Raw genomic sequence first — 22,826 nt, forward strand, 5'->3', positions numbered from 1 at the left:
AATAAAACCCCCCACCCCCCAACCCCAGATACATTATCGTCTCGTGGGCACGCTTTTGTCTATAAGACACAGCGGACACCCCGGTGGGGTGACCGGGGTGACCGGGGCCCCTCCGCTCGGGCAACGGCGCTGTGGAAACCGAGCGGAGTCAGTGGTCGCCGAAGGCGGGCAGGGTGAGGGCCGAATGGGCCGGGCGGGGCTCCGGGGAGGGCATGGCGCTCAGGCTGCGCAGCCGGTCGTTGCGCTGCTCCAGGGCCCGGGCGGTGGTCGGGAAGAGGGTGGCGCCGCCCTGGCCGACCAGGTTCTGGTTCAGGGTCACGAAGTCACGTGTGTCGTGTTCGTAGGCGCCGAAGCCCGCGGCGTGGTCCCGGTCGGCCAGGGAACCGGCGAGCATGTAGGCGCCGACGAGGGCGAGGCTGGTGCCCTGGCCGGTGAGGAACGAGGGCGCGTACGCGGCGTCGCCCAGCAGCGCGACCCTGCCGCTGGACCAGCGGGGCATGCGGATCTGGCCGACCGCGTCGAAGAACACGTCGTCCGCGTCATGGAGGGCCGTCAGGATGCCCGGGACCTCCCAACCGGCGTCGCCGAAGACCTTGGCGAGCAGGTCCCGTTGGGCTTCCGGGTCACCGAAGGCGTCGAAGGGCGGCTCCGGCTGGGCGAAGTTCAGGAAGGCGTGCACTTCGTCGTCGTCCCCCACGGCGTAGACGGCCGCGGCCATGCCGGGGGTGTTCCACATCACGGTCTCGTGGGAGAGGCCGAGGGTGTTGCGCATGGTGAACACGGCGAAGCAGTAGCCGAGGTATCGGTGGAACTGCTCCTCGGGACCGAAGAGCATCTCCCGGGTACGTGAGTGCATGCCGTCCGCGCCGAACACCATGTCGAAGGTACCGCTGCCCCCACCGCGGAAGGTGACGTCGACCCCGTGCTCGGACTGGTCGAGGGTGTCGATGGAGTCGTTGAAGAGGAACTCCACGTCGTCCCGGACCGCCATGTACATAGCGTCCGTCAGATCCCCGCGCCCTATCTCCAGGTCCCGTCCCGCGACACCGCCGGTGACGGCGTGCGGGTGCAGCGAGGTCACCTCGCTGCCGTCCCCGTCCAGGAAGGTGAGCCGGCGCAGGTCGATGTGCGCGTCCCGCAGTCGCGGCAGGATCCCCATCTTCTCCACGACGTCGAGTGCGGTGCCCCGTACGTCGATGGGGTAGCCGCCGCTGCGGAGCGTGCCGGCCTTCTCCACCACGGTGACCTCGAATCCGTAGCGGTTGAGCCAGAAGGCCAGGGCGGGACCGGCGATGCCGGCCCCGGAGATCAGGACCTTGCGCCCAGGTGTGGTGAGCGTGCCTGTCGGTCGGCCGGTGCGGGTCATGCCTTGACTCCTTTGCTCATGGTGCGGGTGACGAACAGGGCCAGCGACACGACGACGCCGGCTATGACGAATCCGGTGACATAGGCCGATTCGGCCGCGACCTTCGACCCGGAAGGGGTTCCGGCGGTGAGCAGCGCACCGCCGAGCTGCCCGCCGACGGCGGAGCCGACCACGCGGCTCACCAGGATCAGGCTGGTGGCGATGCCGGTGTCGCTCTGGTCGACGGCGGTGGCGGTGCTGGTCATCATCGCCGTGACGCACAGGCCGTTGGCCAGCGCGATCAGCACCTTGCCGACGACGAGGTGCCACACCTCGGTGTGTACGGTTGCCACGGCGAGCAGGCCGACGGCCATCATGACGACGCCGGTGTTGACCACGGCACGCGAGCCGAAACGCCGGTCCCCGATCCCGCCGAGCGGCCCGGCCAGCGTCGCGGCGATGGCGCCGGGCAGCAGGAAGAAGCCGATCTCGGTGGCGCCGGCCCTGAACCCGTACCCGTCGCCGCGCTCGTCGAGCAGCTGCGGAATCAGATAGACCGCCATCGTGGTACCGAGGCAGATCACGAACGTCAGCACGCACGCCTTCCATATCGCGGGCCGTGCCAGCATCCGCAGATCGATCATCGGCGAGGCCGCACGCCGTTCGGCCTTCACCCATCCGGTGACGAACGAGGCCAGAACCAGCACGAGGGCGGCGAGCACGAGCGGCTGCGAGCCGACTTCGGGCGCCAGCGCGAGGACGAGCATGAGGGTGACCAGCATCCCGCTCAGGAGCAGCAGGCCGGGCCAGTCGAACCCGGAGTCGTCCGACCGGCCTGGCGGATCGGTCGGCATCAGCCGGTTCACGAGCAGGGTGGCCCCGATGACCGCGATCGTCGGCAGCGCGAACATCCAGTGCCGGGAGAGCTGTTCCGCCACCGGACCGGCCGACAGCATGCCGACCATCGACCCGCCGACGAAGAGTCCGCTGACCACGCCGATGGCCACCTTGGACTCCCCGGCGGGGAGGTGTTTGCGGACCACGATGAACGACAGGGGCAGCGCGCCGATCATCGCGCCCTGCAACACCTGGCCGAGCAGCAGCACGGGCAGGTTCGGGGCCAGGGCGGACACCGTGCCGCCGAGCGAGACCACCGTCATCAGCCGGATCAGGACCTTTTTCCCGCCGTAGCGGTCGCCGAACTTGCCCGCCAACGGGGTGATGAGCGCGCCGGTGATCAGGAGGACGATGCTGAGCAGCGCCCCCTCGGACTGGCTCATGTCCAGTTCGCGTTCCAGGAGCGGGATCGTCGGTGACACCACCGACTCCAGGGCACCGGTGGACAGCGCCAGTATGCCGAGGGCCCCGACAGTGGCCTTCCCGATGGGGACCGGGGGAGCCAGGGTTGTGGTCATGAGCGTCCTTTCCGTCATGGCCGGATGAGGGCCGTCGAAGGAGCGGTCGAAGTCGAAGGAGCGGTCGAAGGAGATCCGGTCGTGGTCGGCGCCACCCGGCCGAGAGCGGTCACCGCGAGCACGACGCAGGCGGCCGCCGCCACCGCGAGGCCCTCGTGCACCCGGCACAGCACCGCTCCGGTGGCCGCTCCGAGGACGATGAGCGTGACGGCGGCGGCCCGGCGCAGGGCAGCTTGGCCGCGGGCCGCGCCCAGCCGGGAGTCCGCCGCGAGGCCGGTCAGCGTGGAGGTCACGACCACCGTGGTGACGTCCTTGACCGCCAGGTGGCGGGCCGTCGCCGCCTGCGCCCCCATCGCCAGGGCGAGCGACGCCGCCATCCACGCGCGTGCGCCGGAGGTGTCGGAGCCGACGACGGCCAGACCGAGTGCCGTCGCGGCCAGGACCAGTCCGACACCGGCCAGCAGCGCCGTGCACCGGCGGCTCCAGCCCGGGGCCGCGGTGCGCAGTACCCGCCCGGCCGTCGCCGCGCCGGCGAGGAAGGACGCCAGCGCCACGACCGGACCGAGCACCGGCAGCCCCGTACCGCCCGTGGCCGCCATGCCGAGGATGACCACGTTGCCCGTCATGTTGCCCGCGAACACCTGGTCGAGGCGCAGGTATCCGACGGCGTCGACGACGCCCGTCGCGAAGGTGAGGGCGAGCATCGGACCGGGCGGCGTCACATGCTGTCGCAGGGGCCGAAGGCCGCGGGTGCGGGCCGCGCGGCCGCTCATCGTCCTGCCGCGTAGCCCTGCGCACCGGGCGGGTTCGCGGCCGCGCGGAGGACGCCGCTGTCCGGATCACGCGTGACGACCGACAGGCGGCCCTGGCTCCAGGGTCCGGAGACGGTCACGTCATGGCCGCGTTCGCGCAGCTCGTCGACGACCGTCCCGCCCGCTCGTGCCTCGATCACCAGCCCCCCGGGCGTCCAGGTCCGTGGCCAGAACGAACTCGGTACCGCGGTGGTGTGGAACGCGGGTGCGTCGATCGCCTCCTGCGGGTCCATGCCCAGCGCCAGCGTGCGCACCAGGTAGATCAGTTGCCACTGGTCCTGCTGGTCGCCCCCGGGCGTGCCCAGTGCGGCCACGGGGCTGCCGTCGCGCAGCAGCAGGGTCGGAGTCAGTGTCGTACGTGGCCGCCGGCCCGGTGCCAGGCGCGACGGGGCGGCCGGGTCCAGCCAGGTCATCTGGAGCCGTGTGCCCAGCGCGAAACCGAGCTCCGGCACGGCGGGCGAGGACTGGAGCCACCCTCCCGACGGTGTGGCGGAGATGATGTTTCCCCAGCGGTCGACGACGTCGATGTGGCAGGTGTCGCCCCGGGTCTCCCCGGTCTGCCGCGCGGTGGGTTCTCCCACGCCCTCGGCCTGCCCGGCGTGCCCGCGGGTGACGAGCGGTGGTGTGTACGGTGTGACACCGATGTCGCCGGGCCTGAACGCGGTTGAGGAGACCGGGCTGATCAGGCTCGCGCGCTCCTTGCTGTACCGGGAGGACAGCAGACGGCTGACCACGACCTCCGCCTCCGCCGGGTCCAGGTGCCCGTAGAACGCCTCCCGGTCGGCCATGGCCAGCTTCATGGCCTCGGTGATCGTGTGGATGCCCTCGGCCGTGGACGGATCGAGCCGCGCGTCGTCGAAGTGGTCGAGCATGGTGAGGGCCTGCAGCAGCACAGGTCCCTGGGACCACAGGCCCGCCTTCGCCACCGTGATCCCCCGGAACTCCGCGGTGACCGCGGGCTCGAGGGACGGGTGGAAGTCGGCGAAGTCGGCGGCGGTGATCACACCGGCGTGGTCCCGGCCCGAGGAGTGCCGGTGCGGCTCGGCCGCGAACTCCGCCACGGCGGCCGCCACGAACCCGGTGCGCCAGGCGCGTCGCGCGGCATCGACCCGTGCGGCTCTCGTCCCGGACGTGCCCGCAGCTGCACCCGACATGATCAGCCGGCGCAGGGTGCGGGCGTAGGCGGGATTGACGAGAGTGGCATGCGGCCCGGGGACTCGTCCCCCCGGCATCCACAGCGCGTACGACGTCGGCCAGTGTGTGCGGAAGAGATCCTCGACCGTGGCCAGGACGCGCGCCAGCTGGGGTACGACCGGGACTCCGCGCTCCGCGTAGTCGATCGCGTAGGCCAGGACGTCGGCGAGCTCCCAGGTGCCGTACTCGGCGAGCAGCCAGAGCCAGGAGTCGACGGCGCCCGGGACGGCGGCGGCGAGGGCTCCCGCGCCGGGGACGTGGTCGAGCCCTTCGGCCCGTAAGTGCTCGATCGTGGCTCCGCGCGGGGCGTGGCCCTGCCCCGCCAGCACGAGCGGCGCCGAGTCCGCGGCGGTCGCGAGCACGGCGACGAGGTCACCGCCCGGCCCGTTGAGGTGGGGTTCGGCCACGTGCAGCACGAAGGCGCCGGCCGTGGCCGCGTCGAACGCGTTGCCGCCCCGCTCCAGTACGGACTGGGCCGTCGCGGAGGCCAGCCAGTGCGTCGACGCGCACATGCCGAAGGGGCCGCGCAGGGTGGGGCGTGTGGTGTGAGGGGGATCTTCGGTCGGTGACGGTTGTTGACCGGCCATGTCTGTCACATTCCGTTCGTAGGGCGAGGGGGTGGCCAGTGGTGGCTCATGGCGTGTGGTGGGCGGCGTGGTGGGCGGCCAGGACGTCGCCGCCGAAGTCGGTCTCCGGGTCCCGCCACACGGCGTGGGCGTGGTTGACGCCGCGGTGGATGTTGGTCCACTCGATGAGCAGCCGCGGGCCCTGCAGGCGGTAGTAGTGCGGTTCGCCCGCCGTGGTCGAGCCGGCCCAGGCGAGGTGTACGGCGTCCAGCGCCGCGGGGTCGTCGTAGCGGGCCAGCGGGGAGACTCCGTCCGGCACGCGGTCCAGGTAGGTGCCGAGCAGGGCGCGCAGCAACTCCCGCTGGTCTGGATCGAGTTCGGCGCCCGGCACGCCCTTGGGGGTCGGGGTGAGCGCCAGCGCCCGCCGGTCGGCACCGTCGAGGCCGGTGGACGGGTGCTCCGCACGGTCGGGAGTGTGCGTGCCGGGGCGCCAGAGTTCGCCGCGCTTGAGCACGCGGTCGTCGACGCGGGGGCTGTTGCCCGCCACGATGTCGTTCGGGGCGCGGGTCAGCAGTACCGCGCGAGCGGCGGACTCGGGGCGCAGGGAACGGACCAGCTCGCGGGCCATGTCCTCGGCCGTCCCCAGCGGGCGCAGTGTCGCGCCGCCCAGCAGGGGCGAGGCGGCAGGGTCGGCGCCCAGGAAGGAAGGGTGTGGTGGCGACGACGCGTCCGTCCACGACGAGGTTGTTGAGCGAGACGTGGTGGCCGCCGAACCGCCACCCCCACGGCTGCGGCCCACCGGGCTCACCGGAGACCCGCAGGTAGTACATGCCGGGGTCGCGGGTCCGCTCCCTCCCCCAGTTCACCGAGAAGTCCTCGACGTGGTCGAGCACGTTCTCCAGGCCGAGCACGGTGGCGACGGTGACGTACCCGGCTTCGGACAGTCCGCTCGCGACCAGTCGTATCGCCGACCGGTGCTGGGCCGGGCGCTGCTGGTGGAAGGTCAGACCGCCGTGGTCCGTGGGCGTGTAGAACCACCGGGTACGTTCGGCCTCGGCCTCGGCCTCCGCCGCGCCGCCGGTGCCCGGCTGTGGTCCGGCCGCCACCTTGCGCTGGTCCGCGTCCAGGGAGTCCAGCCACGCCCGGGCCGCCTCGGCCATCCGGTCCGCGACTTCGCGGACGGCGTCAGCCATGGCCATTGACCCCGAGGAACTCGCGCACCCAGTGAGCCACCGTGTCCGCGAACTCCACCGCGATCCCGTGGCGTCCGCCCTCGATCGAACGCAGCTCGGCGTTCGGCATGCGTCGCTCCATCAGGACGGCTCCGTCGTAGGGGGCCAGCCGGTCCTCCGTGCCGTGCACGATCAGGGTGGGTGCGGTGATCTCGCCGAGGCTGTCCCGGACCTCGTGCTGCCGGGCGACGTCGTGGCGGCGGGCGCTCTGCTCGGGATCGCGGCGGGTGAGCGTCCGGGTCGGCCGGGCGCGCTGCTCGGCCTGCCCCTCGGGCGTGAAGAAGTAGCCCGGGGCCGACTTCTGCCGGTCTTCGTGGGACATGTTCAGGAGCTCGTCGATCGCCTCGCTGCCCATCGCGAAGCTCGGCGTGGTGGCGACCAGGACGAGGGACGCGACCCGCGCGGGATGCCGGAGCGCGACGTGCTGCGCGACCGCGCCGCCGAAGGAGGTGCCCAGCAGGTGGGCCCGCTGGAGCCCCATCGCGTCCAGCAGGGCGACGAGGTCGTCGGCGAGGACGGCCAACGTATAGGGATTCGGCGGGTTCACGGTGATCCCCGAATCGCGTTGGTCGTAGGAGATCGCCCGGATCCCCGCGCCGAGCCGCGCGCGGAGCGTGGCGAACTGGGTGCGGTCGCTCTCGCCGCCGTGGACGAGCACGAGCGGCACACCGTCGCCGCTGTCGATGATCCCGACGTCGAGATCGCCCGCTCGTACGGTCTCTTCCTGGTGCTTGGTCACCACTGAACCTCCGATACAGATGCAGACACAGACACAGACACAGACACAGATACAGATCTCTGATTTGAGATGTATCTATCACTTCATGGGTCGCGTGATGCAAGGCTCCAACGCGGGTGCGGTGGAGCCGGGCGACGGGGTACAGAGTGGGCGGACGGCTATGCGCCGGGCGTCATACCCGGGAGCCAATGTGGGGGTGATACCGCGGTAGGGGGTGTAGGGAGGACGAGGCCGTCAGCCGGCCCGCACCCACCCGCGCAGCGCGCCGCGGTACGCCTCGGTCAGCCGGGTGATGACCTCCCGGCGGGACAGACCTGTCTCCCGCAGCAGGTCCTGGATCTCCCGCGGATCGAAGATCATGTTGCTGAGGAAAAGAGCGTGCTCAAGCAGCTCGTCCGGTAGGCCGGTGTCGTCGAGCAGCCCGCGCACGGGCTCGCTCCAGGCGTCGCGCAGGGCGACGATGATCTCGTTCCCGTTGTGCAGCCGCTCCAGGTAGCCCCGTCGGGACCGGAGTTGCACCAACGCCGGGCCGTGCTCGGCGAGAAGGTCCACCCACTTGTCCACGAGGGCGTCGAACAGCGGCCGCCCCTGCGCGGTCGACGTGGCGCTGAAATCGCGGAGCTCCTCGACGACGCTGAGCACATAGGCCGCCAGTACGTCGTCCACCGAGGAGTAGTAACGGTAGGCGGTGGCGGGACCGATCTCCGCGCGGGACGCGACCGCCTGCATGGTGAGCGCGTCGGGCGCCTCCCGGGCAAGCTCGCCGACGGCCTGGAGGAGGCGCCGGTGGTTGCGGCGGGTGTCACTGCGCGGCTTGCGCCGCCCGCGTGGGTCGGCCTGCTGATCGGTCACGGGCCTCCTCCGCCTCATGGAAGTGCGGGCAAAGGGTATCGCCTCGGGGTGTCGGCTCCGGCTGAGGTGCCCTGCGAGCTGCTCAGGACCGCGCATCGCCGAAGTAGCCGACGATGCGTTCCAGCCCGGTCCACAGGTCGTCCTCACAGGCCGCGAACGAGATCCGGACGTGCCCCTCGCCCGAGGGTCCGTACTCGGCGCCGGCCCGGACCAGCACCTGCCGCGCGGCGAGTTCGCGGACGACCGCCTCGGAGGCCAGGCCGGTGTCGTAACGCAGGAACCCGTAGAACGCTCCCTCCGGCGGCACCAGGTGCAGGCCGGGCACGCCGGACAATCGCGCGACCACCAGCTCGCGACGCCGCCGGTACCGGTCGGCCATGGCGTCGACGACGCTGTCCGGCAGGTCGAGGGCGGCGAGGGCCGCGTGCTGGACCGCCGTGTTCAACGAGCCGTTCCAGGTTCGGTGCGCCTGCGCCGCCGCGTCCACCACCTCGCGCGGCCCGGTCAGGTATCCCACCCGCCAGCCGGTCATAGCGTACGTCTTGGAGAACGTCTGCACGTAAACCGTCCGGTCGTGCAGCGACTCGATCTCCAGCGCCGAGGTCGGTTCGTGCCCCGGCTGGACCAGCCGGTGGTACGCCTCGTCGCTGACGACCAGGGTGTCGGATCCGTCGAGGAGCTTCCCGAGGGCCTCGAGTTCCTCCTTGCGGTGCACGATGCCGGTCGGGTTCGACGGGTTCGAGAAGATCACCATCGCGGCACCGGGGAGCGCGGCGGCCAACGCGTCGAGGTCCCAGTGCAGGTCCGGGGCGAGCGGGACGAAGTCCACGGTGCCGCCGGCGAGGACGACCAGGTCGGCGTAGAGCGAGTAGGCGGGCTCCGGGACGACCACACGGTCACCGGGGCCGATCGTCGCGAGCACGACCGACGCCAGCGCCGCGGTGGCACCGTGGGTGACCACGACGTCGTCCGCGCTCCACGTACGGCGGGGGAGGGCCGGCAGCCTCGACGCGAGCGCCGCGCGCAACTCCGCCAGCCCCTTCTGGTCGGCATAGTGGGTGTGTCCCTCGCGCAGGGCGGCCACCGCGGCCCCGACGATCGTCGGCGGGGTGGGGAAGTCCGGCTCCCCCATGGCCAGGGAGACGGTCCCCGGCGGGGCCGGGGCGAGGGCCGGGCGGCGCGAACGGCGGCGCAGTTCCTCGATCCTGAAGGCGGGCGGCGTGGCGGTCATCGGGCAACCACCGCGCGGTCGGGGCGCGCGGCGAGGATGCGCCCGCGGAGCGTGTCCTCCTTCTCGCCGATCCCGTCGACCGCGTCCACGACCTCCGTGACGCGCCCCCGCGGGACGACGACGACGCCGTCGGCGTCACCGACGAGCACGTCACCCGCCGCCACCACCGTGCCGCCGACCGCCACCGGGGCTCCGACGGCGCCGGGCCCGTCCTTGAACGGTCCGGCGGGGGTGATCGCCCGCGCGTAGACGGCCAGGCCCATCCCGGACAGCGCCTGTACGTCGCGGACCGCGCCGTCGACCACGGCGCCGCTGACCCCGGCGTTCACCATGATCTCGCCGATGAGGTCGCCGATCAGCGCGCGGGTCGTGTCCCCGTGTCCGTTGACGACCAGGACGTCGCCCGGCCGGGCTTCGTCGAGCGCCCTGTGGATGGCGAGGTTGTCACCCGACCGCACGTCCACCGTGAGGGCGTTCCCCAGGAGGGCGGCGCGCTCGGTGAACAGCCGGATGCCGCCGTCCATGACGGTCATCCGCTCCAGCGCGTCGCCGACGTGGGCGGCCGGCACCTGCCCCAGACGGCGCGTCTCGGCCGCGGGAGCGCGGTCCCAGCTCGGAGCGATGGACACGCTGTCCGTCGTCGCAGCAATGAACACGATGACACTCCATTCTTAAATGAGTTATCTCTCTCAGATAAGAAGGACCATAGCCGCCCCGCCGCCCGGCCACAATGCTGGGAGCCGCCGTCACCGGCGCCGCTTCCAGATCGATGCGCCGGTGCAGAGGAGGCCGATCAGGAACGGATGGACGGCGCCTCGTTCGATGAGGCCGATGATGCCGATGGGGTCGTCGCCGGCGGTGAAGATCATCGCGAGGTAGAGCACCATGGAGATCAGGCCGATCACGCCGACCGTGATCAGTGCTCGTCCCATGCGCTGCGAGACGCCGATGCGCCGCCACCGGCATCCGAGCACGATGGCGAGTACGTTCCCGCCGACGAAGCCGGCGAAGGCTCCCATGCTGTGGTACTCGCCGGTGCCGTCGTCGAGCGCCTCGCCGGATCCGGGATACAGCGCGAGCAGGACGCCGCCGACGGCCAGCAGCGTCGCGGGGATGAGCGTTGCCCAGCGGCGCCCTCCCGACAGCTCTCGCAGGGTGGCCACGCCGGCCAGGATCGTGATCCCGAAGAGGAGGAATCCGGTGTTCATCACCCAGGCCAGGGGTGAGTACATGTACTGCCCGAACAGGGTCGAGGGCCCGTGGACGCCGAGGTTGCTGATGAAGTGGTACGTGTAGCTGTAGGCGGGGTCGGTCCACGCTGCGGCGGAGATGAACTCCCCGAGCAGGAAGATCGCCGGCCCGGCGATGAGTAACGCTCCCGCCACTCGCCGCCGCGTCGACGTGCGCGCGCCGGAGGCGGGCATCTCACGCTCTTCGGGCCGCGAGTCGATGCTTTCGGACATGTCGTGTCCCTTTCTGATAGCCGGGGTTGGCGCCTGAGCCGCCGAAGAGGACGGGGCTCGGCGATGCGCACCTCCCGCACAAGGAGGCGCTCGTCTGCGGTGAGCGGCCGCTCGGCGGGGACCTCGAGATGTGGTTGCGCCACGAAGATGCCTTGGTGTCGGCGATCACCGAGGAAGTCGCGCTGGAGGAGGCCGATCCGGCGCCCATCGGTGCAGGGTTCCGGCTCCTCGACAAGGGGTGGGCACCCTACGGCGAGGCCGGAAGGGATAAAGGGAGCGGCTTGGTTTCCCGGGGTGGCGAACCACTGGGCAGCGGCTGTCGATCCGAGAGGGAGCGCCTTCAACGGCGGGTTGGGGTCCTGGTCCCGCTCGAGTACGAGGACGGAACAGCCGGACAGGACCGGCTCGTTGGCCTGAAACCAATACGTGGGGCCGCCCCGGCCGGATGAGGCGGTCAGTGCAGACGGGTGAGGCCGTCGAGGACGACGGCGACGCCGGTGAGGAACTGCGCGCGGTCGTCGTGCTCTCTCATCTGGCCGACGACGGCGTGCATGAACGGGTGATCCCCGGGGTCGAGTTCCTGCCACGCCGCCGAGGTCGCCTCGAAGAACTTCTCGCGATCCGCCTCGGGGTCGATCCCTGAGGTGTCCCCCTCGATGCGGGCGTTCTGGCTGACCGCTCCGAGGATGTAGTGCACGAGCGTCGAGGCCGCGTCGAACCAGCGGGCTGGCGGCACGCCCAAGGCGTCCACCTGCCGGCCGATCCGCTCGAAGATCCCTACCGTCACCGGGCCCACCGGGTTGCGGATGATCTGGAGCGTCAGCCGCGTGGCGAGCCACCGGTGCTCCGCGATCGCGTCGAACAGAGCCAGCGCGACGACGCGGATCTCGTCCCCCGGCGCCGCTCCCGCCCGGGCGGGCTTCGTCGCCAGAGCGGCCATGACGACCGTCTCGGTCGCCGCGTCCAGGAGATCGTCCCGCTTGCCCACGTGATAGGAGATCGCCCCGGACCCGGTGGACAGACGCTCACTCAACGCCCGGACGGTCAGCGCGCCCTCGCCGCCCGCATCCAGCAGCTCGATGGCGGCCTCGATGATCTGCTCCCGGGAGAGCACCTGGTTACGCCGCTGAGACCGGCGCGCTGGCGTTGTCATGCGGCCATGCTGACACATTTGGTGCACCGTGCCAACTTGGCGCGACGTACCAAAGTGAGTAGTGTCCATCTTGGCACGCTGTACCAAATCGGGTCGGCGAACACGCCGCGCCGCCCGGCCCACGAGGGAGTCGACTTGGAAACCGTCACGATCATCGGCGCCGGACTCGGCGGACTGACTCTGGCCCGCGTCCTGCACGTCCACGGCATTCCTGCCGAGGTCTACGAAGCCGAAGTCTCCCCCGAGGCGCGCGCCCAGGGCGGAATGCTCGACATCCACGACTACAACGGACAGCTCGCCCTCAAGGCGGCCGGCCTGATGGGGGAGTTCCGCGCGATCACCCTCGAAGGCCGCCAGGCGATGCGCGCCCTGGGACAGGACGGCGGAGTCCTGTTCGAGAAGGCCGACGACGGCACCGGGGGCCGCCCGGAAGCGCAGCGCGCGGACCTGCGGCGGATGCTGCTCGACGCCCTGCCCGAAGGCGCCGTTCGCTGGGGCCGCAAGGTCTCCGGCGTCAGGAGCCTCGGCGACGGTCGCCACGAGGTGACGTTCGCCGACGGCGCCACCCTCACCACGAGCCTGCTGGTCGGCGCCGACGGCGCCTGGTCACGCATCCGCCCGCTGCTGTCGGCGGCGATACCCGCCTACGTCGGCACGTCCTTCGTGGAGACATGCCTGTTCCACGCCGACACCAGGCATCCGGCCGCTGCGAAGGCGGTCGGTGGTGGCTCGATGTTCGCCCCGGCACCGGACAGGGTGATTACCGCGCACCGTGAACGCGGCGACACCCTGCACGCCTACGTGTCGCCCACCAGGCCGCTGGAGTGGTTCGAGGGCATCGACTTCTCCGATCCGGCCGCGGCCGCCGCCCGCGTCGCGTCCGAGTTCGACGGCTGGGCGCCCGAACTGACCGCGCTGACCACCGACACCGACACCCCGCCCGTCCTGCGCCCGCACTATGCCCTGCCCGAGGGGCATCAGTGGCAGCGGACGCCCGGGGTCACCTTGGTGGGTGACGCCGCCCACCTGCAGGCCCCCAATGGTGAAGGAGCCAACTGGGCCATGTGTGACGGCGCCGAACTCGACAATGCCCTCGCGGCCCACCCCGACGACATCGAGGCCGGCCTCGGCACCTACGAGCAGGCCATGTTCACCCGCATGAGCCACGCCGACGACGAGACGGCCAAGCACCTGGAGGAAACGTTCGGAGACTCCCTCCCCGAAAGGCTTCTCGCCCTGATGCCCGAACACCAGCAGGACCAGTCGACCTGACCACGACGACGGCCCGCACAACCCCGACCGGGCAGTGCGGGCCGTCGTCGCGCGGCTGCTGTCCGTCAGACGGTCTCGGGAAGCTCCTCGAGCCCCTCGGCGACCAGCTTCGCCAGCCGGTCCAGGGCGATGTCCGCGCCCTCGGCGTCGGCGGTGAGGACGATCTCCTCGCCGCCCTGCGCGCCGAGGCCGAGGACGGCCAGCATGGAGGCCGCGTTGACGGGGGTCCCGTCGGCCTTGGCGATCGTCACCGGGACGCCTGTGGCCGTGGCGGCTCGGACGAAGATGGAGGCGGGACGGGCGTGGAGACCCTCGGCCCAGCCGACGTTGACGCGGCGCTCAGCCATGTGATGCTGCCCTTCAGGTGTTCAGAGGGTGAGTTGTCTAGACCAGTGTTGTCTAGACCAGTTTCCCACATCGTGAAGCATGCCGGGACGGCCGTGTGCCGCCCCGTGTGATGGTCGGACCGCGGCCTCGGTCCGAGCTTGTGTCGTCGCTTGTGTCCCCCACAGACTGCCCCGCGCCGTTGTCGTACGCGAGCCGTACTCTGGGGCCCATGCAGACCTCGTCGGACCGGCACGAGTACCCCGCCCACTGGGAAGCCGACGTGGTGCTGCGCGACGGCGGCACCGCGCGCGTCCGCCCCATCACCGTTGATGACGCCGAGCGCCTGGTCAGCTTCTACGAGCAGGTTTCCGACGAGTCGAAGTACTACCGCTTCTTCGCGCCGTACCCTCGCCTGTCCGCCAAGGACGTCCACCGCTTCACGCACCACGACTTTGTGGACCGGGTGGGACTCGCGGCCACCATCGGCGGCGAGTTCATCGCCACCGTACGCTACGACCGGATCGGCCCCGGCGGAACACCTGCTTCGGCACCGGCCGACGAGGCCGAGGTCGCCTTCCTCGTCCAGGACGCCCACCAGGGCCGCGGCGTCGCCTCCGCGCTCCTGGAGCACGTCGCCGCCGTCGCCCGCGAGCGCGGGATCCGCCGCTTCGCGGCCGAGGTGCTGCCCGCCAACACCAAGATGATCAAGGTGTTCATGGACGCCGGGTACACCCAGAAGCGCAGCTTCGAGGACGGCGTGGTCCGCCTGGAGTTCGATCTCGAACCCACCGACCGCTCCCTCGCCGTGCAGTACGCGCGCGAGCACCGCGCGGAGGCCCGCTCCGTCCAGCGCCTGCTCCAGCCGGGTTCGGTGGCCGTCATCGGCACCGGCCGGACACCGGGCGGCGTCGGCCGCAGCGTCCTCGGTAACATCCGCGACGCGGGCTACACCGGCCGGCTGTACGCCGTGAACAGGTCGTTCGCCGACGACCTGACGGACCTCGACGGGGTCCCGGCCCGCCGTTCCGTGCGCGCCATCGACGGCCCCGTCGACCTCGCCGTGGTCACCGTCCCCGCCGAGCAGGTCCCCGAGGTCGTCGCCGAGTGCGGCGAGCACGGCGTGCAGGGACTGGTGGTGGTCTCCGCCGGATACGCCGACAGCGGCGCCGAAGGACGCGAACGCCAGCGGGCCCTCGTACGGCAGGCACGCACCTACGGCATGCGGATCATCGGGCCCAACGCCTTCGGGATCATCAACACCTCACCGGACGTGCGGCTCAACGCCTCCCTCGCCCCTGAGATGCCGCGTCCCGGACGGATCGGCCTCTTCGCCCAGTCCGGCGCCATCGGCATCGCCCTGCTGTCCCGGCTGCACCGGCGCGGCGGCGGCGTCACCGGCGTCACGGGCGTGTCGACCTTCGTCTCCTCCGGCAACAGGGCCGACGTGTCCGGCAACGACGTCCTCCAGTACTGGTACGACGACCCGGAGACCGACGTCGCGCTGATGTACCTGGAGTCCATCGGCAACCCGCGCAAGTTCACCCGCCTTGCGCGCCGGACGGCGGCCGCCAAGCCGCTGGTCGTGGTGCAGGGCGCACGACACGGCGGAGTGGCCCCACAGGGTCACGCCGTCCGGGCGACACGGCTGCCGCACGCCACGGTCTCCGCGCTGCTGCGGCAGGCCGGCGTGATCCGGGTCGACACGATCACCGACCTCGTGGACGCGGGGCTGCTGCTCGCCCGCCAGCCGCTGCCCGCCGGGCCCAGGGTCGCCATCCTGGGGAACTCCGAGTCACTGGGGCTCCTCACCTACGACGCGTGCCTCTCCGAGGGGCTACGACCGCACCCTCCGCTGGACCTCACGACGGCGGCCTCGGCGGACGACTTCCACGCGGCGCTCTCCCGGGCGCTCGCCGACGACACGTGCGACGCGGTGGTGGTGACCGCCATCCCGACGGTGGGGGAGGGGCCGGCCGGGGACGCCGCGCTGGCGGAGGCCCTGCGGTCGGCGGCGGCCGCGGTGCCCGCCAAGCCGGTCCTGGTGGTCCACGTGGAACTGGGCGGCCTGGCGGAGGCGCTCTCGGCCGCGGCCAGCACCGCGCCGCAGGCGCCGCCAGCCGCGGAGCCCCGGAGGCCGACGCCCGCCGAGCCCGGAGCGGCCACGGCCCCCGAGCGCACCGAGCCCCGGGAGGACCCCGGCACCGAGCCGCAGACCGCCGCCCCCGCCGCCCCCACAGCCCCCGAACACCCGCCCGCCGTCCCCGCCCCCGGCGACGGCACCCGGCTCATCCCCGCCTACCCCGCCGCCGAACGCGCCGTCCGCGCGCTCGCCGAGGCCGTCGCCTACGCCCAGTGGCGGCGCGACGCCGTGGACCCCGGAAAGGTGCCGGAGTACGAGGACATCGACGAGAAGGGCGCCGCCGAGCAGATAGCCGGGTACCTCGCGCGCGGGCAGGGGCTCACCCTCGGCGCGGCGGAGACCTGCGAGCTGCTCGGCAGGTACGGCGTCGACGTCCACCGCGCGCTGCCCGCCCCCGGCCCCGACGAAGCCGCGTCCGCCGCGCGGGTCATCGGTTACCCCGTCGCCCTCAAGGCCACCGCCCCCCACCTGCGCCACCGCGCCGACCTGGGCGGCGTACGCCTGGACCTCGCGGACGAGGAGCAACTGCGCCGGGCGTACGCCGAGTTGACCGAGCTGTTCGGCAAGCCCGCGGAGCTTCGCCCGGTGGTGCAGGGCATGGCACCGCGCGGCGTCGACACCGTCGTACGGGCCGTCATCGACCCGGCGGCCGGCGCGGTGCTCTCCTTCGGGCTCGCCGGCGCCGCCACGCAGCTGCTCGGCGACACGGCGCACCGGCTGATTCCGGTCACCGACCGCGACGCCACCTCGCTCATCCGCTCGATCCGGACCGCGCCCCTCCTCTTCGGCTGGCGCGGCTCGGCGCCGGTCGACGCCCCGGCCCTGGAGGAGCTGCTGCTGCGGGTCTCCCGGCTGGTGGACGACCACCCGGAGGTCGTCGCGGTCACCCTGGAACCCGTGGTGGTGGCCCCGCACGGCCTGAGCGTCCTCGGCGCCTCCGTCCGCCTCGCGCCCCCTCCCGCCAGGGACGACCTCGGCCCGCGGACCCTCCCGGCGTACTGACCGCCCACGGCCCGGACCGGGTACCGCGGGAGCGTGCCGCACAGTCAGTGGGCCCCCTTAGGATGGAGGGCATGGCCAAGACCAGTACGACGACCCAGGGGCTGCGAGCGGCGATCGAGCGCAGCGGCTACTACCCGGCCCTCGTGGCCGAGGCGGTGGAGGCCGCCGTGGGCGGCGAGCCCGTGCGGTCGTACCTGGTCCACCAGGAGACGACGTTCGACCAGAACGAGGTGCGCCGGCACGTGACCGTGCTCGTGCTCACCGGCAACCGCTTCATCGTCAGCCACACCGACGAGCAGGCCGCCGACGACACCTCCCCGACGCCGTACGCCACGACGTCCACGGAGTCCGTCAAGCTCGGCCGGATCTCGTCCATCGTCGTCAGCCGTGTGGTCGCCAACCCGGAGCAGTACAAGCCGGGCACCCTGCCCCGCGAGATCGTGCTCACCATCGGCTGGGGCGCCGTCTCCCGCCTCGACCTGGAGCCGGCCGCCTGCGGCGACCCCAACTGCGAGGCCGACCACGGCTACACGGGCAGCTCGACGGCCGACGACCTCAGCCTGCGCGTCAGCGAGGCCGGGGACGGCCCCGAGACGGTGCGCCAGGCGCTCACCTTCGCGCAGGCCCTCTCCGAGGCGACCGCGGAGACCGGCCGCTGATGGCCCACCCGCCTCCCCCCGCCGCCCAAGACCGAGGGCGATTCGCGCCCACCCCTCTCGATTCCGCCGCCTGGGACACCGACCCGGAACCCCTCCCCGTCGGCTCCGCCCCCGTGCCCGAGTACGGCAGGGGCTCCCTCGCCGACCTGCTGCCCACCCTGGCCGCGGGACTCGGCGTCCCCGGCATGACCGCGGGCATCACCGAACTGACCCCGGCCGACCGGAACTGCGTGTTCCTGATCGACGGCCTCGGCTGGGAGCAGCTGCGGGCCCACCCGGATGAGGCCCCCTTCCTGTGCTCGCTCCTTGGCACCTCGCGCGGCGGCACCGGGCGTCCGATCACCGCCGGCTACCCGGCGACCACGGCGACCTCCCTCGCCTCCGTCGGCACCGGTCTGCCGCCGGGCTCCCACGGCCTGCCCGGATACACCGTGCGCGACCCGGCCACCGGCGCGCTGATGAACCAGCTGCGCTGGCAGCCGTGGACCGCGCCGGGCCCCTGGCAGCCGTACCCCACCGTCTTCCAGCTCGCCCAGCAGGCGGGCGTGCACGCGGCGCAGGTCTCCTCCCCGACCTTCGCGAACACCCCGCTGACCAAGGTCGCGCTGAGCGGCGGCACGTTCCTCGGACGGCTGTCCGGCGAGGAACGGATGGACTGCGCCGCCGAGCAGCTGGCCGGCGCCGACCGCGCCCTCGTGTACACGTACTACGCCGAGGTCGACGGCGCCGGCCACCGCTTCGGCGTCGACTCCGACACCTGGCGCGGCCAGCTCGGGCACGTCGACCGGCTCGTCCAGCGCCTCGCCGAGCAGCTGCCGCCGCGCAGCGCCCTCTACGTCACCGCCGACCACGGCATGGTCGACGTGCCCTTCGACGAGGACCACCGCATCGACTTCGACGAGGACTGGGAGCTGAAGGCGGGCGTCGCCCTCCTCGGCGGCGAGGGCCGCGCCCGGCACGTGTACGCCGTCCCCGGTGCGCGGGGCGACGTGCTGACCTGCTGGCGCGAGGTGCTGGGCGAGCAGTTCTGGGTGGCGTCCCGGGACGAGGCGATCGAGGCGGGCTGGTTCGGCCCCCGGATCGACGACCGCGTGTACGACCGCATCGGCGACGTGGTCGCCGCCGCGCGGGACGACGTCCTGCTCATCGCCTCCGAGCGCGAGCCGAAGGAGTCGGCGATGGTCGGCAACCACGGTTCGATGACCCCTGCCGAGCAGCTCGTGCCCCTGCTCGAAGTACGCTCCTGACGCCTCCGACACACCGCAGCCCTCCGCCCCGTTGCCGAAAGGTGCCCAACCCCTCATGCCCGAGCTGGTGTTCTTCTCCGGAACGATGGACTGCGGGAAGTCGACACTGGCTCTCCAGATCGAGCACAACCGCTCGGCCCGAGGGCTCGCCGGGATGATATTCACCCGCGACGACCGCGCCGGCGAGGGCAAGCTCTCCTCGCGCCTCGGCCTGGTCACCGATGCGGCGGAGGTCAAGGACGGACAGGACCTGTACGCCCACGTCGTCGACCACCTCTCGCAGGGCGGACGCGTGGACTACGTGATCGCGGACGAGGCGCAGTTCCTCGCGCCGGACCAGATCGACCAGCTCGCGCGCGTGGTCGACGATCTCGACATCGACGTGTACGCCTTCGGCATCACCACCGACTTCCGCTCCAAGCTCTTCCCCGGCTCCCAGCGCCTGGTCGAACTCGCCGACCGGGTCGAGGTGCTCCAGGTCGAGGCCCTGTGCTGGTGCGGCGCCCGCGCCACGCACAACGCCCGCACCGTGGGCGGCGTCATGGTCGTCGAGGGCGCCCAGGTGGTCGTCGGCGACGTCGCCCAGTCCCCCGACGAGATCGGCTACGAGGTGCTGTGCCGGCGCCACCACCGTCGCCGTACGACCGCGGCGACGACCCGCGCGGCGGCACTGTCGCCGGACGTGCTGCCGGTGTCACCCGCCTGAGGGACCCGTGGGGCTCGGAGCCCCGCCCCGCCGGTTCTGGAGCAGCGAGAACCGCGCCCCCTCCGGATCCGCGACCATGGCCATCCGCCCCTGGGGCGAGTCCTGGACCGGCTCGACCACATGCCCGCCGAGGCCGACCAGCCGATCCAGGGCCGCGTCCGCGTCGGCCACCTCGAAGTACGTCAGCCAGTGCGGCCCCCGGTCCCGGGGGAGCGCGTTGCCCACGCCGTGGATGCCGGCGACCGGGCGTCCGTCGAGGCGCAGGGTCACGTAGTCGAAGCCGGCCGAGGCCTGCGGCTCCAGCTCGAAGCCGAACACCGTCTCGTAGAACTTGGCGACGTTCGCCGTCTCGAAGGTGATCAGTTCGTTCCACGCCGGTGTACCGGGCACGCCCGTGACGGCGGTGCCGAGGTGTTCCGCCGCCTGCCAGATGCCGAAGACGGCGCCCGAGGGGTCCGAGGCGATGGCCAGCCGGCCGGCCTCGCCCGCGTCCAGCGGGCCGACGCCGACCGTGCCACCGCACAGGCGCACCGTCTCGGCCGTGCGGTTCACGTCGGCGGAGGCGAAGTAGGGCGTCCACGCGATGGGGAGCTGGCGGTCCGGCGGCAGTTGGCCGATTCCCGCCACCTCGTACCCGTCGAGCAGGGCCCGCGCGTAGGGGCCCAGTTGCTGTGGTCCGGGCCGGAACTCCCAGCCGAACAGGGCCCCGTAGAAGTCATGGGTCGCGGCCGGTCCGTGCACCATCAGACTCACCCAGCAGGGTGCGCCGGGTGTGCGCCGGGCGTTCGTCTCGCCGTTCCGGCCGGCCGACCCCCGTGCGTCCGTCATCGTCACTCTCTTCTCGGCCCTTCCGCGGGCCGTGCGTCCGCTTTCGCTCCGACGGACCCCGCGCCGATGCCGGCACCGGTCCCGGCGCCGTGCGCCTGGGGTGCGCTCATGGGGCAGCCCGCCTGCCCGGGTGGTACAGCATGTGCCCGAACCCGCACGCCTCGTGATCGGTACTGTCCGGCGGGCAGAGTAGCCCGACATCGACGCCTCGGCCACTCGGTACGCCAGGATGGGGCCATGAACGCCATCATCTCCGCATCCGAACTCCTGAAGGAGCTGGCGGGCGCCCATCCGCCCGTCCTGCTCGACGTCCGCTGGCAGTTGAGCACGGCCAGGGCGGCGGGCGCCCCGCCCTTCGACGGCCGGGCCGAGTACGCGGCCGGGCATCTTCCCGGCGCGATCTACGTCGACCTGGACCGGGAACTCGCCTCCGCGCCCGGTGGGCGCGGCCGGCATCCCCTGCCGGACGTGGCGGAGTTCGGCGCGGCGATGCGCCGGGCGGGCGTGTCGTCCGGCCGGCCGGTCGTCGCCTACGACGGCGGACAGGGGTGGGCGGCGGCCCGCGCGTGGTGGCTCCTGCACTGGACGGGTCACCCGAACGTGCGGGTTCTCGACGGCGGGTTGCCGGCCTGGGAGGCGCCGCTGTCGACGGACGTCCCGGCCCCCGAGGAGGGCGACTTCGCCCCGTCGCCGGGCGCGGCGGGGCTGCTGGACGCGGACGGTGCCGCCGCGCTGGCGCGCTCCGGGGTGCTGTTCGACGCCCGCGCGGGGGAGCGTTATCGGGGTGAGGTCGAGCCGATCGATCCCGTCGGCGGCCACATCCCGGGTGCCGTGTCCGCACCGACGACGGACAACGTGGCGGCGGACGGCCGCTTCCTGCCCGCCGGGGAACTCCGGGCGCGTTTCAAGACATTCGGCGCCACGGAGGACGGCGAGGTCGGCGCCTACTGCGGCTCGGGCGTGTCGGGTGCCCACGAGGTGCTCGCCCTGGCGGTGGCGGGCATCCCGGCGGCGCTGTACGTGGGTTCGTGGTCGGAGTGGTCCTCGGACCCGTCCCGACCGGTCGCGGTGGGACCGGACCCGCAGTAGGGCCGCGGAGGCGTACCGGGCGGGGCCTGGTCGCCGGGCCTCGGAGCGGTGGGCGGACGTCGGGCTCCGGGGCGCCGGTGACGCCTGTCGGCGCCGACAGGCGCGAACGGGCGGCGCACGCGCGCCCGGCCGGGGTCGGCGGACGCGGGCGACGCGGCCGGGGCGCACCCGACGGGTGACCGGTCGGCCCCGACCGAACAGCACAAGGGGTCCCGCACACGGCACCGGGGCCGCACCCGCGTGGGTACGGCCCCGGTCCCGGACGTAAGAGTGTCTAGTCCTGCTTCTTCCGGCGGGTGCCGAAGACGATCTCGTCCCAGCTCGGCACCGCCGCGCGGCGGCCCGGGCGGACGCCGTCGGCCTCCGCCTGGCGGTCGGTGGAGCCGGTGAGCCGGTCGCGGTGGCTGGCCACCGAGCGCGGCATCAGCACGTCGGCGTAGGCGGAGCCGGCCGACGCGGCGGGCGCCGGGGGCTCCTCCACCTCGGGCTCCTCGGCCGGTTCCTCCACCACCGGTTCCGGGGCGCGCTCGGGCACCACCAGGTCGCCCCGGAAGCTCGGCACGGCCTCCAGGAGGCTGGTGAGCGAGTCCCGTTCGCGTTCGGCGGAGGCGGTGGCCGTGGTCTCCTCGGCAGGCTCGGACGGCGGCGGGGGCAGGCTCGGCCGCTCCCGCAGCTCCCGGTCGAGGGAACGGTCGAGCGGCCGGTCGCGCGGCAGCCGGGCGATGCGCGGCACGAACGGGAAGCTGGGCTCGGCCGCGGCGAGGTCGTCGGACTCGCCGATCAGCGCGCGTGCCTCCGAGTCGACGGCCTGGACGAGCCGCCGGGGCGGGTCGTACGTCCAGCTCGCCGAGTGCGGTTCGCCCGCCACCACGTAGACCAGGAGAACTTCCCAGGTGCCGTCGTCGCGGCGCCAGGAGTCCCACTGGACGGTGTCCTTGTCGGCGCCGCGCAGCAGCAGCCGCTCCTGGACCGCCTCGCCGAGGGGCGGCCCGGAGTTCTCGCCGGGGCGGCGGACGGGGGTCTTGCGGGCCCGCTCCGCCATGAAGGCGCGCTCGGCCAGCACGGGACCCTCGAAGCGCCGTACGCGGTCGACGGGGATGCCGGCCATCTGGGCGACCTCTTCCGCGGTCGCGCCGGCACGAATACGCGCCTGGATGTCGCGGGGGCGGAGATGACTCTCCACCTCGATCTCGATCTGGCCGAGGCGGGGACGGTCGCCGCGCACGGCGACCCGGAGTCGCTCGTCGATCGGAAGCGTGTACTCCGTGCTGTCCGCAGCCTTCAGCACCAGCCGTGTGCCGTCATTCGAGACGGCCACGACACGCAGTTCGGGCATGGGGACCTCCCGGGTGGTGCCTGCCGACGTCACGTGCGTCGCTGCTTCCGCTCTGTCGAGTGTGGCCTGCCCGGGTGCAGCCTGCCACAACCTTGCCGAGTTGCCCGGCGTGTCGGGCTCGGGCCCTGGATCGCCGTTATGGCACGGTTACCTGTTCGCAACGCTAAGTGACCAACTCCGTCACCCTGTGCAACTAGCCCCCTCCCGGCGGTCCTTCA

The 22,826-nt window shown here is 72.5% G+C and carries 19 protein-coding genes and 1 pseudogene; 6 read left to right on the top strand and 14 right to left on the bottom strand.

What is annotated here, in order from left to right:
- Positions 1 to 148: 148 nt before the first annotated feature.
- The 11 genes and pseudogenes from ACFWR9_RS22020 to ACFWR9_RS22070 all read right to left on the bottom strand — a co-directional run bounded on the left by ACFWR9_RS22020 (position 149) and on the right by ACFWR9_RS22070 (position 12,002).
- Complete coding sequence (locus ACFWR9_RS22020) at positions 149 to 1,366, bottom strand: FAD-dependent monooxygenase (RefSeq protein WP_383844838.1); 1,218 nt, start codon at positions 1,364 to 1,366, stop codon at positions 149 to 151.
- Positions 1,363 to 2,760, bottom strand: coding sequence for an MFS transporter (locus ACFWR9_RS22025; protein ID WP_383844841.1), 1,398 nt, complete (start codon positions 2,758 to 2,760; stop codon positions 1,363 to 1,365). The genes ACFWR9_RS22020 and ACFWR9_RS22025 overlap by 4 nt, the downstream gene beginning before the upstream one ends.
- A gap of 14 nt (positions 2,761 to 2,774) precedes the next feature.
- Entirely contained in the window at positions 2,775 to 3,533 is a 759-nt protein-coding gene (locus ACFWR9_RS22030; RefSeq protein ID WP_383844844.1) for a YoaK family protein, read from the bottom strand.
- Entirely contained in the window at positions 3,530 to 5,353 is a 1,824-nt protein-coding gene (locus tag ACFWR9_RS22035; protein WP_383844846.1) for a gamma-glutamyltransferase family protein, read from the bottom strand. Before ACFWR9_RS22035 ends, ACFWR9_RS22030 begins: the two co-directional genes overlap by 4 nt.
- Before the next feature lie 46 nt (positions 5,354 to 5,399).
- Positions 5,400 to 6,525 (bottom strand): annotated as a pseudogene (locus ACFWR9_RS22040) (DUF3500 domain-containing protein).
- Positions 6,518 to 7,303 carry an alpha/beta fold hydrolase gene (locus ACFWR9_RS22045; protein ID WP_383844848.1) on the bottom strand — a complete coding sequence of 262 codons (786 nt, stop codon included), beginning with the start codon at positions 7,301 to 7,303 and terminating at the stop codon, positions 6,518 to 6,520. Before ACFWR9_RS22045 ends, ACFWR9_RS22040 begins: the two are co-directional and overlap by 8 nt.
- A gap of 234 nt (positions 7,304 to 7,537) precedes the next feature.
- A complete protein-coding gene (locus ACFWR9_RS22050; protein WP_383844850.1) occupies positions 7,538 to 8,155 on the bottom strand; it encodes a TetR/AcrR family transcriptional regulator in 618 nt (205 codons plus the stop codon).
- An 82-nt stretch (positions 8,156 to 8,237) separates the two neighbouring features.
- Positions 8,238 to 9,386 (bottom strand): pyridoxal phosphate-dependent aminotransferase, encoded by a 1,149-nt coding sequence (locus ACFWR9_RS22055; protein ID WP_383844852.1) that lies wholly within the window; start codon positions 9,384 to 9,386, stop codon positions 8,238 to 8,240.
- On the bottom strand, positions 9,383 to 10,042 hold the full coding sequence (locus ACFWR9_RS22060; RefSeq protein WP_383844853.1) for an RraA family protein: 660 nt from the start codon (positions 10,040 to 10,042) through the stop codon (positions 9,383 to 9,385). The genes ACFWR9_RS22055 and ACFWR9_RS22060 overlap by 4 nt, the downstream gene beginning before the upstream one ends.
- A gap of 90 nt (positions 10,043 to 10,132) precedes the next feature.
- Positions 10,133 to 10,849 (bottom strand): DUF998 domain-containing protein, encoded by a 717-nt coding sequence (locus ACFWR9_RS22065; RefSeq protein ID WP_383844855.1) that lies wholly within the window; start codon positions 10,847 to 10,849, stop codon positions 10,133 to 10,135.
- Between the two features lie 454 nt (positions 10,850 to 11,303).
- Positions 11,304 to 12,002, bottom strand: coding sequence for a TetR/AcrR family transcriptional regulator (locus ACFWR9_RS22070; protein ID WP_383844857.1), 699 nt, complete (start codon positions 12,000 to 12,002; stop codon positions 11,304 to 11,306).
- Positions 12,003 to 12,137: 135 nt separating this feature from the next.
- On the opposite strand from ACFWR9_RS22070, the gene ACFWR9_RS22075 reads away from it, so the two are divergent.
- Entirely contained in the window at positions 12,138 to 13,274 is a 1,137-nt protein-coding gene (locus ACFWR9_RS22075) for an FAD-dependent oxidoreductase (RefSeq protein WP_383844859.1), read from the top strand.
- A gap of 65 nt (positions 13,275 to 13,339) precedes the next feature.
- Here the strand turns inward: ACFWR9_RS22075 and ACFWR9_RS22080 are convergent, their stop codons facing one another.
- Positions 13,340 to 13,621: an HPr family phosphocarrier protein gene (locus tag ACFWR9_RS22080; RefSeq protein ID WP_383844861.1), complete on the bottom strand. Its 282-nt coding sequence runs from the start codon at positions 13,619 to 13,621 to the stop codon at positions 13,340 to 13,342.
- 209 nt (positions 13,622 to 13,830) lie between these two features.
- On the opposite strand from ACFWR9_RS22080, the gene ACFWR9_RS22085 reads away from it, so the two are divergent.
- The 4 genes from ACFWR9_RS22085 to ACFWR9_RS22100 all read left to right on the top strand — a co-directional run bounded on the left by ACFWR9_RS22085 (position 13,831) and on the right by ACFWR9_RS22100 (position 19,355).
- On the top strand, positions 13,831 to 16,743 hold the full coding sequence (locus tag ACFWR9_RS22085) for a GNAT family N-acetyltransferase (RefSeq protein WP_383844863.1): 2,913 nt from the start codon (positions 13,831 to 13,833) through the stop codon (positions 16,741 to 16,743).
- Positions 16,744 to 16,805: 62 nt separating this feature from the next.
- Positions 16,806 to 17,402, top strand: coding sequence for a DUF5998 family protein (locus ACFWR9_RS22090; RefSeq protein ID WP_161330192.1), 597 nt, complete (start codon positions 16,806 to 16,808; stop codon positions 17,400 to 17,402).
- Positions 17,402 to 18,649, top strand: a complete 1,248-nt coding sequence (locus ACFWR9_RS22095) for an alkaline phosphatase family protein (RefSeq protein WP_383844865.1) — start codon at positions 17,402 to 17,404, stop codon at positions 18,647 to 18,649. The genes ACFWR9_RS22090 and ACFWR9_RS22095 overlap by 1 nt, the downstream gene beginning before the upstream one ends.
- A gap of 55 nt (positions 18,650 to 18,704) precedes the next feature.
- Positions 18,705 to 19,355, top strand: coding sequence for a thymidine kinase (locus tag ACFWR9_RS22100; RefSeq protein ID WP_383844867.1), 651 nt, complete (start codon positions 18,705 to 18,707; stop codon positions 19,353 to 19,355).
- On the opposite strand, the gene ACFWR9_RS22105 is transcribed toward ACFWR9_RS22100, so the two are convergent.
- Positions 19,344 to 20,183: a VOC family protein gene (locus ACFWR9_RS22105; protein WP_383844868.1), complete on the bottom strand. Its 840-nt coding sequence runs from the start codon at positions 20,181 to 20,183 to the stop codon at positions 19,344 to 19,346. The genes ACFWR9_RS22100 and ACFWR9_RS22105 overlap by 12 nt on opposite strands.
- Positions 20,184 to 20,420: 237 nt before the next feature.
- Here ACFWR9_RS22105 and ACFWR9_RS22110 point away from each other — a divergent pair, with 237 nt between their 5' ends.
- Complete coding sequence (locus ACFWR9_RS22110; protein ID WP_383844870.1) at positions 20,421 to 21,272, top strand: sulfurtransferase; 852 nt, start codon at positions 20,421 to 20,423, stop codon at positions 21,270 to 21,272.
- A 274-nt stretch (positions 21,273 to 21,546) separates the two neighbouring features.
- Here ACFWR9_RS22110 and sepH read toward each other — a convergent pair whose 3' ends face one another.
- The gene (sepH, locus tag ACFWR9_RS22115) at positions 21,547 to 22,608 is read right to left on the bottom strand and encodes a septation protein SepH (protein WP_383844872.1); all 1,062 of its coding nucleotides are present in this window, start codon (positions 22,606 to 22,608) and stop codon (positions 21,547 to 21,549) included.
- Positions 22,609 to 22,826: the final 218 nt, after the last annotated feature.

Source organism: Streptomyces sp. NPDC058534 (genome assembly GCF_042717365.1).
Classification (GTDB): Bacteria; Actinomycetota; Actinomycetes; order Streptomycetales; family Streptomycetaceae; genus Streptomyces.

Coding starts and splice junctions, on each gene's coding strand:
- ACFWR9_RS22055 (WP_383844852.1), bottom strand. CDS start 9,386: ATGACCGCCACGCCGCCCGCCTTCAGGATCGAGGAACTGCGCCGCCGT.
- ACFWR9_RS22070 (WP_383844857.1), bottom strand. CDS start 12,002: ATGACAACGCCAGCGCGCCGGTCTCAGCGGCGTAACCAGGTGCTCTCC.
- ACFWR9_RS22030 (WP_383844844.1), bottom strand. CDS start 3,533: ATGAGCGGCCGCGCGGCCCGCACCCGCGGCCTTCGGCCCCTGCGACAG.
- ACFWR9_RS22110 (WP_383844870.1), top strand. CDS start 20,421: ATGAACGCCATCATCTCCGCATCCGAACTCCTGAAGGAGCTGGCGGGC.
- ACFWR9_RS22035 (WP_383844846.1), bottom strand. CDS start 5,353: ATGGCCGGTCAACAACCGTCACCGACCGAAGATCCCCCTCACACCACA.
- ACFWR9_RS22025 (WP_383844841.1), bottom strand. CDS start 2,760: ATGACCACAACCCTGGCTCCCCCGGTCCCCATCGGGAAGGCCACTGTC.
- ACFWR9_RS22100 (WP_383844867.1), top strand. CDS start 18,705: ATGCCCGAGCTGGTGTTCTTCTCCGGAACGATGGACTGCGGGAAGTCG.
- ACFWR9_RS22090 (WP_161330192.1), top strand. CDS start 16,806: ATGGAGGGCATGGCCAAGACCAGTACGACGACCCAGGGGCTGCGAGCG.
- ACFWR9_RS22105 (WP_383844868.1), bottom strand. CDS start 20,183: ATGACGGACGCACGGGGGTCGGCCGGCCGGAACGGCGAGACGAACGCC.
- ACFWR9_RS22080 (WP_383844861.1), bottom strand. CDS start 13,621: ATGGCTGAGCGCCGCGTCAACGTCGGCTGGGCCGAGGGTCTCCACGCC.
- ACFWR9_RS22085 (WP_383844863.1), top strand. CDS start 13,831: ATGCAGACCTCGTCGGACCGGCACGAGTACCCCGCCCACTGGGAAGCC.
- ACFWR9_RS22065 (WP_383844855.1), bottom strand. CDS start 10,849: ATGTCCGAAAGCATCGACTCGCGGCCCGAAGAGCGTGAGATGCCCGCC.
- sepH (WP_383844872.1), bottom strand. CDS start 22,608: ATGCCCGAACTGCGTGTCGTGGCCGTCTCGAATGACGGCACACGGCTG.
- ACFWR9_RS22095 (WP_383844865.1), top strand. CDS start 17,402: ATGGCCCACCCGCCTCCCCCCGCCGCCCAAGACCGAGGGCGATTCGCG.
- ACFWR9_RS22020 (WP_383844838.1), bottom strand. CDS start 1,366: ATGACCCGCACCGGCCGACCGACAGGCACGCTCACCACACCTGGGCGC.